A 10,407-nucleotide genomic window follows, 5' to 3' on the forward strand; every position below is an offset into this window, starting at 1 on the left:
CACCGGATCGCCAAACACCGGCAGATCCCGAACACACCGCATCGTCCGATCATGGACGGCCGCCACGACCTGGGCGCAACCCACGCAACAATGTTGCGCTTGCCGGAGCGGCTCCAGCTCGATGACCAGCCAACGCCGCTCCCCGCGCGGCTCATGGCGCCACTTGCGGACGCGGTATCCCTCCCAGCCACCAAGCCGGGACATACAATCTTGTTCGGCCACGGCCGACCTTCAGTTTGTTGCCTCGAGAACAGCAAGTCTGACCGGTCGGCCGTGCGCCTCTCCCTCAGTTGGGAGAAGAACCGTTTTTTTCCTCTCCATCCGGATGGGAAGCCCCCCTTGAGTCAAGGGGGGCGCCGCGACAGCGGCGGGGGATGTGGAGGCCACGGATGAACTGATTCCGGCTCCGCTGGAATCAGTTCCCGCGGATGCGGCCCTGGAAGCGGGTGCGGCCGCGGCCCAGCGGCAGCTTCAGCTTGCCGATCTTCTCGATGCGCTCTTCGGCCAGGCGGTCGGCGGCGCGGTAGGTCGGGATGCCGTCGCGGTCGGAGATCTCGTAGATGCGCGAGAGGTTGTGATAGATCGTGCGCATCATGCGCATGGCGCGCTCGCGGTTGTAGCCGTCGAGTTCCAGCGCCACGTTCATCACGCCGCCCGCGTTCACCGCGTAGTCCGGCGCGTACAGGATGCCGCGCTTGACCACTTCGTCGCCGATCTCGTTGTTGGCCAGCTGGTTGTTGGCCGAACCGCAGATCACCTTGAACTTGAAGCGCGGCAGGGTCTGCTCGTTGACGGTGCCGCCCAGCGCGCACGGCGAATACACGTCCGCCGGCACGTCGTAGATCTCGTCCAGGCCCACGGCCTCGGCGCCGTACTCGGTGACCGCGCGGTCCACCAGCGCCTGGTTGATGTCGGTAACGAAGATCTTGGCGCCGCGTTCCTTCAGCAGCTTCACGTACTCCATGCCCACGTGGCCCAGGCCCTGCACGGCGTAGGAATACTTGCCCACGTCCTCGTCGCCGAACTTGCGGTTCAGCGTGGCCATCAGGCCCTGCAGCGAACCGTAGGCGGTGAACGGCGAGGGATCGCCCGAGCCACCGTGGACCTGGTGCACGCCGGTCACGTACTCGGTCTCGCGGTACACGTATTCCATGTCGTTGACGTCGATGCCGACGTCCTCGGCGGTGATGTAGCGCCCGCCCAGCGACTCCACGAACTGGCCGAACGCGCGGAACAGCGCCTCGGACTTGTCGGTGGCCGGGTTGCCGATGATCACCGCCTTGCCGCCGCCGATGTTCAGGCCGGCCACGGCGTTCTTGTAGGTCATGCCGCGCGACAGGCGCAGCACGTCGTTCAGCGCCTCCGCCTCGCTCTTGTACGGCCACATGCGGGTGCCGCCCAGCGCGGGGCCCAGCACGGTGTTGTGGATGGCGATGATCGCCTTCAGGCCAGCGTCCTTGTTGTGGCAGAACACGACCTGCTCGTGGCCGTAGATGTCGAGCGTTTCGAAGATCATTGCAATAACTCCGGCCGGCTCCGCCGAGAACTACGGGACCGGTGGCTATGGGATGGAAGCGGATATGGTGGCTGTGGCCGGGTGAACCCCCCGTCACAGCAGGACATTTTAGGCCATTCTCCGGAGCGGGGCCGGCATACGGATGGGTACGGCCCCCGCGGGGCCGTCAAGGCGCGTTGCGCAGTGCGGGTGGCGATAGGCCGCCGCCGCCGCGCGCCGCACTCAGTCCGCGGCTTTCGGGGCTTTGAAGCCGGCGCAGGGATCCGGGCGCTGGGCCGCGGGGATGCGGTGGACTTCATCGAATGCGGCCGGGCTGGAGGCCGGCTCCAGGAAGCCCACCGCGCGCGGCGCCATGCCGTCGCGGCGCAGCCAGAACGGCACCGCGATATCACCGCGCACATGGCCGTTGCCGGCAATCAGCACGACGCCGCTGGCCGCGTGCATGCGCATGGTCTCGGCCATCACCACGTCGCGGGCGATCTGCGCTTTCGCCATTGGCGCCACCAGCGATTCCGGCAGCGCGCCGCAGTGGCTGTCGCGTACCTCGGTCTCCTGTGCGGCCAGCACCTCCGTCGGCAGTGCATCCAGCTTGTAGCGGGCGATGAGTTCGGCCGGCATCGCGGCGGAAAAACCCTCCTTCACCACCTTTGATGCATCGGCGCGCGACAGGTTGGCGGCCAGCAGCGGCAGTTTGTACTCCAGCGCCAAAGCGATCACCGGCTGGTAGTGCGCCCAGGTCCAGCTCGCCTTGGCCGGGGCGACGCGCGCCACCACGCAGGCGGCATCGCCGCATTCGGCCATCGCCGTGTCCAGCGCCGGTTGCTGGCTGGTGTCGAACTGTTCCATCGCGATGGCCGGGCGCCAGCCCGCTTCCAGTTCCCTGCGCAGCAGCGCGGCGCGGGCGGCGTGGCCGTCGGCGTTGTCGTGCACCTCCCCCAGCAGCAGCATCCGCGGCGCGCTGGCCGGGGCGGCGTGCGTACAGGCGGCAAGGACGGTCAGCAGGGCGGCAAGCAGGACGCGACGGCGCATGGGGAATCCTCCGGAATCAGCCAAGCTTGCCACAGCGCTGGCCGGAGTCCGCCGGCTACCGCGTTGGCTGGGAAGGCCGCCGCCGCGGCGGTCGCCGCCCATCCGGAGGTGTTCCATGCGTCGTTCGCTCAGGCCGGCCGTGCTGGCCGCCATGCTGTCGCTTCCCGCCGTATTCGTCGCCCCCGCCGTCCCGGCGCAGGCGCCCGCCGCCGCAGCTGCGGACAAGCCGCAGGCCACCCCGCGCGGGACCACCTTCCTGTTGCCCGACGGCTGGGTGCGCACCGTGCAGGGCAACGCCACGGTGCTGGCCCCGCCCGAGGCAGACGGCTCCCGCATCGTCATCGTCGACGCCACCGCGGCAAGCGCCGACAACGCCGTGGCGCAGGCCTGGGCCGCGCTGGGGATGACGCCGAAGTTCCTGCTCGCCACCGACGCCGCGCCGCGCGACGGCTGGGAGCAGCGCCGCTTCTACGACTACGACGTGCCGCAGAACGCCAAGCGGGTGATCAACGCCGGCGCGTACCGCCATGGCAAGGCCTGGACGGTGGTGCTGGCCGACGTGGACCAGGCCATCGCGGAAAAACGCGGCTCGCAGTTCGGCAAGATCTACCAGCGCCTGCAGCCGGCCGGCCACGTGCGCGAGAACTTCGCCGGCCGCAGCGCGCACAAGCTGGATGCCGCGCGCCTGCAGCAGGTGGCCGACTTCGTGGAGAAGATGCGCCGCGACTTCGACGTGCCGGGCGTGGCCATCGGTATCGTCGAGGACGGCAAGGTGGTGATGTCGCGCGGTTTCGGCGTGCGCGAGCTGGGCAAGCCGGCCGCGGTGGATGGCGACACCCGCTTCATGATCGCTTCCAACACCAAGGCGCTGACCACGCTGATGCTGGCCAAGCTGGTGGACGCCGGCAAGCTGGACTGGAACGCGCGTGCGGTGGACGTGTACCCGGCGTTCAAGCTGGGGGATGCCGCCACCACCGGCAAGGTGCTGGTGAAGCACCTGATCTGCGCCTGCACCGGGGTGCCGCGGCAGGATTTCGAATGGCTGTTCGAGGGCGAGAAACAGACGCCCGCCTCGGTGATGGCCACGCTGGGCACCATGCAGCCCACCAGCAGCTTCGGCGAGCTGTTCCAGTACTCCAACCCGATGGCGGCGGCGGCCGGCTACATCGGCGGGCAGGTGGCGCATCCCGGCACCGAGCTGGGCGCCGGCTATGACCAGGCGATGCAGGCGCTGGTGTTCGACCCGCTGGGCATGCGCAACACCACCTTCGATTACGCCAGGGCGCAGACCGGCAACTACGCCGCGCCGCACGGCTACGACATCGACCACGCCGTGCAGGTCATGGGCATGGGCCTGAACGACACCATTGTCGGCTCGCGCCCCGCCGGGGCGGCGTGGAGCACGGTCAACGACCTGCTCAGGTACGTGCAGATGGAGATCGACCGCGGCCAGCTGCCGGACGGCAGCCGCTACATCGGCGAGTCCGCGCTGCTGCAGCGGCGCCAGCCGCAGATCTCGCTGGGCGCCGACAAGGACTATGCAATGGCGCTGATGGTGGACCGCAGTGAAGGCGTGACCGTGATCGACCACGGCGGCGACATGGGCGGCTTCCACTCCAACATGATGTGGTGGCCGGAGCAGAAGGTCGGCGCAGTGATCCTGACCAATGCCGACGAGGGCGTGTACCTGCGCGGGCCGTTCAAGCGCCGGTTGATGGAGCTGATGTTCGACGGCGAGCCGCAGGCCGTGGCCGCGGCGGAGGCCACCGCCAAGGCCAACCGCGCCGCCTTCGATGCCCAGCGCAAGCTGCTGCAGTGGCCGGCGGACGTGGCCGCGCTGGAAACGCTGGCGCCGCGCTACCGCAACCCCGCGCTGGGTGAGCTGGTGGTCAGTCGTGAAGGCGACAAGGCGATGTTCGATGTCGGCGCGTTCCGCTCGGCGGTGGCCACCATGCCGCAGCCGGACGGCAGCCTGGCGCTGGTCACCATCGACCCGGTGGCCGCGGGCTTCCCGTTCGTGCGTGCGGACAAGGACGGCATGCGCCGGCTGGTCGTGCGCGATGGCCAGCACGAATACGTGTTCGACGAAGTGAAGTGAAACCGCGGGCGCCGGCTGCGGCCGGCGCCCCGTACCAGGCCGCACGGCAGGGGGCGGGGCAGGGACCCCGCGTTACAATCGCCGATTACCCGAACACCCGTGGATTCGAGCGATGAGCACCCCCGCCGCCAACCTTCCCGAACCGCAGCAGCCCACCGCACTGGACGAACACCGCACCCCGCTGCGCTTCGTCACCGCCGCCAGCCTGTTCGACGGCCACGACGCCGCCATCAACATCATGCGCCGGCTGATCCAGGCGCAGGGCGCGGAAGTCATCCACCTGGGCCACAACCGCAGCGTGGAAGACGTGGTGCGCGCGGCGCTGCAGGAAGACGCCGACGCCATCGCGCTGTCGTCCTACCAGGGCGGCCACGTGGAATACCTGAAGTACATGGTGGACATGCTGAAGCAGCGCGACGCCGCGCACATCCGTGTGTTCGCCGGCGGCGGCGGCACCATCACCCCGGAGGAAATCCGCGAGCTGGAGGCCTACGGCGTCGAGCGCATCTACCACCCCAACGACGGCATGCACATGGGGCTGGTGGCGATGATCGAAGACGTGGTCAAGCGCGCCGAGGCCGCGCGCCTGCCGGTGGAAACCCCGCACAAGGTGGGCTTCGACAACGAGATCGAGATCGGCCGCATGCTCTCCGCCATCGAGGAGCAGGCGCTGGACGAAAGCACGCTGGCCCACCTGCGCAAGGAATGGCAGCTGGCTGGCGCCAAGACCCCCGTGGTGGGCATCACCGGCACCGGCGGCGCCGGCAAGTCGTCGGTCACCGACGAACTGCTGAACCGCTTCCTGGCCAACTTCCCGGACATGCACGTGGCCGTGGTCAGCGTGGACCCCACCCGCCGCCGCACCGGCGGCGCGCTGCTGGGCGACCGCATCCGCATGAACAGCCTGCGCAGCCCGCGCGTGTTCATGCGCTCCATGGCCACCCGCCGCCAGCACATGGCCACCAATGTGGTCTTGAAGGACTGCATCGCCTTCCTGAAGTCGCTGGGCTATGACCTGGTGATCGTGGAAACCGCCGGCATCGGCCAGAGCGACTCGGAGATCGTGGACCTGGTCGACTTCCCGATGTACGTGATGACCAGCGACTTCGGCGCGCCCAGCCAGCTCGAGAAGATCGACATGCTGGACTATGCCGAGCTGGTGGTGCTCAACAAGTTCGACAAGCGTGGCGCCGAGGACGCCCTGCGCGACGTGCGCAAGCAGTGGAAGCGCAACCGCGTGGCGTTCCAGACCAAGGACGAGGACGTTCCGGTCTATCCCACCATCGCCAGCCAGTTCAACGACCCCGGCCTGAACTGGATGTTCGCCAACCTGTGCCGCCTGCTCAAGGAGAAATGGGGTCAGAGAACATTTTCGGGCGATGCAGGTTCAGAGGGCGGCGTTGCGATGCCGAAAATGTTCTCTGACCCCATTTCCATCGACACCACCCTCAAGGAACCCCGCGCCACCGTCCTCATCCCCGGCAACCGCGTGCGCTACCTGGCCGAGATCGCCGAGCAGGGCCGCCAGATCAACGCCCGCACCGAATCGCAGGCGGAGACCGCCGACCGCGCGCAGTCGCTGTGGGACGCACTGAAGGAACTGGGCGACGCCGCGCTGCCCAAGGCGCTGGACCTGTACCCGGTGGAAGCGCTCACCGACGGCGACGACCGCAGCCTCAACACCCTGCGCCAGCGCTACAACGACGCAATCCAGTCGCTGGATTCCGATGCCCTGCGCCTGCTGCGCGACTGGCCGGCCCGCCTGAAGTCCATCACCGAGCCGGTGAACGAATACCAGGTGCGCGACAAGACCATCCGCGTGGAGAACTACCGCGAGTCGCTGAGCCACCAGCAGATCCCCAAGATCGCCGCGCCCACCTACAAGGCCTGGGGCGAGCTGCTGGTGTTCCTGCAGAAGGAAAACCTGCCCGGCTACTACCCGTACACCGGCGGCGTGTACCCGTACCGCCGCACCGGCGAGGACCCCATCCGCATGTTCGCGGGCGAGGGCACCCCGGAGCGCACCAACCGCCGCTTCCACTACCTCAGCATTGGCCAGCCGGCCGCGCGCCTGTCCACCGCCTTCGACAGCGTGACCCTGTACGGCGAAGACCCGGCGCCGCGCCCGGACATCTACGGCAAGATCGGCAACTCCGGCGTCAACGTGCCCACGCTGGACGACATGAAGAAGCTGTACTCCGGCTTCGACCTGTGCGCGCCCACCACCAGCGTGTCGATGACCATCAACGGCCCGGCGCCGATCATCCTGGCGATGTTCATGAACACCGCCATCGATCAGCAGGTGGAGCAGTACCTCAAGGCCGACCCGGCGCGCTGGGCCGAGGCGCAGCAGAAGATCGACGCGCTGTTCGAGGGCAAGCCGCGCCCGCGCTACGAAGGCGAGCTTCCGCAGGGCAACAACGGCTTAGGGCTAGCCCTGCTGGGCGTCACCGGCGACCAGCTGGTGGACGCCGAGACCTACGCCCGCATCAAGGCGCAGACGCTGAAGACCGTGCGCGGTACCGTGCAGGCCGACATCCTGAAGGAAGACCAGGCGCAGAACACCTGCATCTTCAGCACCGAGTTCGCCCTGCGCATGATGGGCGACATCCAGCAGTACTTCGTGGACAACGGCGTCCGCAATTTCTATTCGGTGTCGATCTCCGGCTACCACATCGCCGAAGCCGGGGCGAACCCGATCAGCCAGCTCGCCTTCACCCTGTCCAACGGCTTCACCATCGTGGAGTACTACCTGGCGCGCGGGATGAAGATCGACGACTTCGCGCCCAACCTGTCGTTCTTCTTCAGCAACGGCATGGACCCGGAGTACACCGTGATCGGCCGCGTCGCCCGCCGCATCTGGGCCCGCGCCATGCGCGAGCGCTACGGCGCATCAAGCCGCAGCCAAATGATGAAGTACCACATCCAGACCAGCGGCCGCTCCCTGCACGCGCAGGAGATCCAGTTCAACGACATCCGCACCACGCTGCAGGCCCTGTACGCGCTGTTCGACAACTGCAACAGCCTGCACACCAACGCCTACGACGAAGCCATCACCACGCCCACGGAAGAGTCCGTGCGCCGCGCCGTGGCCATCCAGATGATCATCAACAAGGAGCTGGGGCTGAACTTCTGCGAGAACCCCTGGCAGGGCAGCTTCATCGTGGACAAGCTCACTGACATCGTGGAAGAGGCCGTCTACAAGGAGTTCGAGGCCATCAGCGAGCGCGGCGGCGTGCTCGGCGCCATGGACACCATGTACCAGCGCGGCAAGATCCAGGAAGAAAGCCTGTACTACGAGCACAAGAAGCACGACGGCAGCCTGCCGCTGGTGGGCGTCAACACCTTCCTGCCCAAGGAACACGGCGGCGACATCGTCACCGAGATCGAGCTGATCCGCTCCACGGAAGAGGAGAAGGGGCAGCAGATCGCGAACGTGGCGGGGTATCAGGGCAACCGCAACGGCTATGCGGGCGAGGGTCTCAAGTCACTGCAGACGACGGCGCGGGAGCGGCGGAATGTGTTTGAATCGCTGGTGGAAGCGGTGAAGACGCATTCGCTGGGGCAGATCAGCCATGCGTTGTATGAGGTGGGTGGGGAGTATCGAAGGAATATGTGACGTAGGGGTGCACATATATGCAGTAGCCTCTGAATGAAAGCAAAAGGCCCGCTGGATGCGGGCCTTTTTTAACAAAGTGACAAAATTCAGAATTTGTCAGGTTGCGCTCTTTGGGCCACCCAGTCGCGCAGGCTTTGGCCAAACAAGATAGCCAGACGAGTCAACATGAAAGTCGCACCGCTTGCTAGTTTCAGTCTTGCTCGGAGTGCCTAGGCTCTTTGAACTTCCTATGACGGCTCGGGTTTTGTAGGAACGTCGATCATTCTTGACGATTTTCATGATCAATTCTCCCGAAGAAATTGCTTGATCTGCTGTCGATTGAGTTGATTGCCGCAGTAGGTGGCGATCCTTCTGGGGGCTCCGCCATTTACACGCTTCGTAGCTTCAGACCGGCCTTCCGGGCTCAACGTGAGTGCGATTTCCGTTCCTTCATGGGTCTTCGTCCAAGATCGTCCATCGGGCCCCATTTGGTATTGCCAATCGAGCAGCTCACCTTCGATCGGAGCAAGGTCGTTTACGATTTCGATAGCAGATGAGTATCGGTCCGCCGGGTTGGTCTGAAGGCACTTCTTGATCACAGTGATCAATCTTTCCGGGATATGTTCTGGAAACTTGCCGGTGGTCGTATTTGGAAATTGCGAGTTAGTGACGGCGTGCCTAAACGCTATTCTATCAAGCTGATCGTTAACAACGTATGAGTCGAATTGTGAATAAAATTCCACGTCGCCCATGCACATTCTGTAGAGGGTAAGTCCAGTTTGGTAAATATCGAATCTGTGGTCGAAGTGATCTGTCTGGAACGCTTCAGGAGGAACCATCTTGCTATACAGGCGATCCTGCCCAGCAACTCCCCCATTGCCCCGGGGCTTGGCGAGTCCGAAGTCCGACAACAGAGCTTCGCCGCGTTCTGATATCAGCACGTTATCCGGCTTTATGTCGAAATGTACAAGCCTCTTTGAGTGAATGTGATGAAGGCCGCTAAGGAACTGGGTGGCGAAAACCACCGTCTCTCGCACGGTCAGGAATCTCCTTCCCATGAGCGACTTTAGCGAGCCAGCAGCATACATCGGCATCGCAAGATAGACGTGCCCATCGTCCTGACAAGCGTAGTGAATTGGCACCACGTTTGAGTGTGCGCTACCGTAAAGAAGGCTGGATTCTCTGAAATAGCCATCCGCATCTAAGGATGCCTTGCTGACTTTCTTTATTACAAGGAGGGCATCTAGCTGAGGGTCGTGGGCCTCATACACTTGGGAGTTTCGACCTTCTGCACCGATCTCGGCTCGCAACTCGAAATGCAGGTCTGCTCGACTGTAAGGCCTAAACATTAGCTGCACCCAGCGCAGCAAATACGGCTTCGCGCTCCTCCGGGTTCAGTTCAGACCAATTTTCGACTTGCTCAAAAGATCTCTCGCCCTTCACGTAGGGTTTGAAGTCCGCCCGAGATATTCCAACTCTCGCAGCAATTGTTGCGATCCGCCCGCAGTAGTACGAACTCAAAGTGCTGCTGGCGAACGCTTCCTGGATGACACCCTCCATTTCAATGCGAGGAACGCTCATGGACTGAGCGGTACTTTCTGTAATCCTGAGCCCTGCCCGCGATATGTTGTACTCGCGTATCACGTCCAAAATGTTGTTGCGGACGTACTTGAGTGCGTCGGGAGTAGGGAGAGCTTTGGGCACCCGTATTGTTTCCACATTCGACAGTGCTTGGCTCTCGGTATTGAAAATCGCGAACGTAACTTCGCCCGGCTTGGCTCTAATTCCCATGGTGTTCATGCGTGCCCCCCGACTCCTTTTGTCCTTGTAAAACAGTGAGGTCGTGTTGTCCAGGGAAAAACAGGGGTCAGAGTCGACTTTCTCAGGGTTCACCAAGGCTGAGTTGGGTCTGCTGTGAGGGTTGGCAGGCCGCCAACGCGGCCTTCCTCGGCCGTCCGATCTTCTGCGGCCCCACGCTTCGGCCCAGTTGCGCTTCGATGGCCGGAAAAAAGGGGTCAGAGAACATTTCCGTTTGAATTGCACTGCGTCCTGGGGTGCATCGCCGGAAAAATTCTCTGACCCCCTTTTGATCGGTGCACCGACTGATGAGGCCTGGTCTGCCCGGCATTGTGGGCCATGCGCCGTCCACGCCTCGAACTGCCCGGC

Annotated in this window: 6 protein-coding genes and 1 pseudogene; 2 read left to right on the plus strand and 5 right to left on the minus strand. The window is 64.6% G+C overall.

All coding sequences use genetic code 11. From position 1 onward, the window contains the following. From G582_RS18355 to G582_RS16730, 3 genes and pseudogenes are all read right to left on the minus strand, one after another. A pseudogene (locus tag G582_RS18355) lies at positions 1-222 on the minus strand (hypothetical protein); the annotation flags it as partial. Positions 223-415: 193 nt separating this feature from the next. After that, a complete protein-coding gene (locus tag G582_RS0113085) occupies positions 416-1,516 on the minus strand; it encodes a Glu/Leu/Phe/Val dehydrogenase dimerization domain-containing protein (protein WP_028840204.1) in 1,101 nt (366 codons plus the stop codon). Between the two features lie 222 nt (positions 1,517-1,738). Further along, positions 1,739-2,545 (minus strand): ChaN family lipoprotein, encoded by an 807-nt coding sequence (locus G582_RS16730; protein ID WP_038054228.1) that lies wholly within the window; start codon positions 2,543-2,545, stop codon positions 1,739-1,741. A gap of 115 nt (positions 2,546-2,660) precedes the next feature. On the opposite strand from G582_RS16730, the gene G582_RS0113095 reads away from it, so the two are divergent. Beyond that, complete coding sequence (locus G582_RS0113095) at positions 2,661-4,643, plus strand: serine hydrolase domain-containing protein (protein ID WP_028840205.1); 1,983 nt, start codon at positions 2,661-2,663, stop codon at positions 4,641-4,643. 112 nt (positions 4,644-4,755) lie between these two features. Continuing rightward, a complete protein-coding gene (locus G582_RS0113100; RefSeq protein WP_028840206.1) occupies positions 4,756-8,262 on the plus strand; it encodes a methylmalonyl-CoA mutase family protein in 3,507 nt (1,168 codons plus the stop codon). Between the two features lie 281 nt (positions 8,263-8,543). Here G582_RS0113100 and G582_RS17695 read toward each other — a convergent pair whose 3' ends face one another. After that, a complete protein-coding gene (locus G582_RS17695) occupies positions 8,544-9,590 on the minus strand; it encodes a serine/threonine-protein kinase (RefSeq protein WP_083961220.1) in 1,047 nt (348 codons plus the stop codon). After that, positions 9,583-10,041 carry a hypothetical protein gene (locus G582_RS17700; protein ID WP_083961221.1) on the minus strand — a complete coding sequence of 153 codons (459 nt, stop codon included), beginning with the start codon at positions 10,039-10,041 and terminating at the stop codon, positions 9,583-9,585. Before G582_RS17700 ends, G582_RS17695 begins: the two co-directional genes overlap by 8 nt. Between the last annotated feature and the right edge of the window lie 366 nt (positions 10,042-10,407).

Source organism: Thermomonas fusca DSM 15424 (assembly GCF_000423885.1).
Lineage (GTDB): Bacteria > Pseudomonadota > Gammaproteobacteria > Xanthomonadales > Xanthomonadaceae > Thermomonas > Thermomonas fusca.

What these genes read in the sequence shown, in the direction of transcription:
- G582_RS0113085 (WP_028840204.1), bottom strand. Translation starts at nt 1,516, where the DNA reads ATGATCTTCGAAACGCTCGACATCTACGGCCACGAGCAGGTCGTGTTC.
- G582_RS16730 (WP_038054228.1), bottom strand. Translation starts at nt 2,545, where the DNA reads ATGCGCCGTCGCGTCCTGCTTGCCGCCCTGCTGACCGTCCTTGCCGCC.
- G582_RS0113095 (WP_028840205.1), top strand. Translation starts at nt 2,661, where the DNA reads ATGCGTCGTTCGCTCAGGCCGGCCGTGCTGGCCGCCATGCTGTCGCTT.
- G582_RS0113100 (WP_028840206.1), top strand. Translation starts at nt 4,756, where the DNA reads ATGAGCACCCCCGCCGCCAACCTTCCCGAACCGCAGCAGCCCACCGCA.
- G582_RS17695 (WP_083961220.1), bottom strand. Translation starts at nt 9,590, where the DNA reads ATGTTTAGGCCTTACAGTCGAGCAGACCTGCATTTCGAGTTGCGAGCC.
- G582_RS17700 (WP_083961221.1), bottom strand. Translation starts at nt 10,041, where the DNA reads ATGAACACCATGGGAATTAGAGCCAAGCCGGGCGAAGTTACGTTCGCG.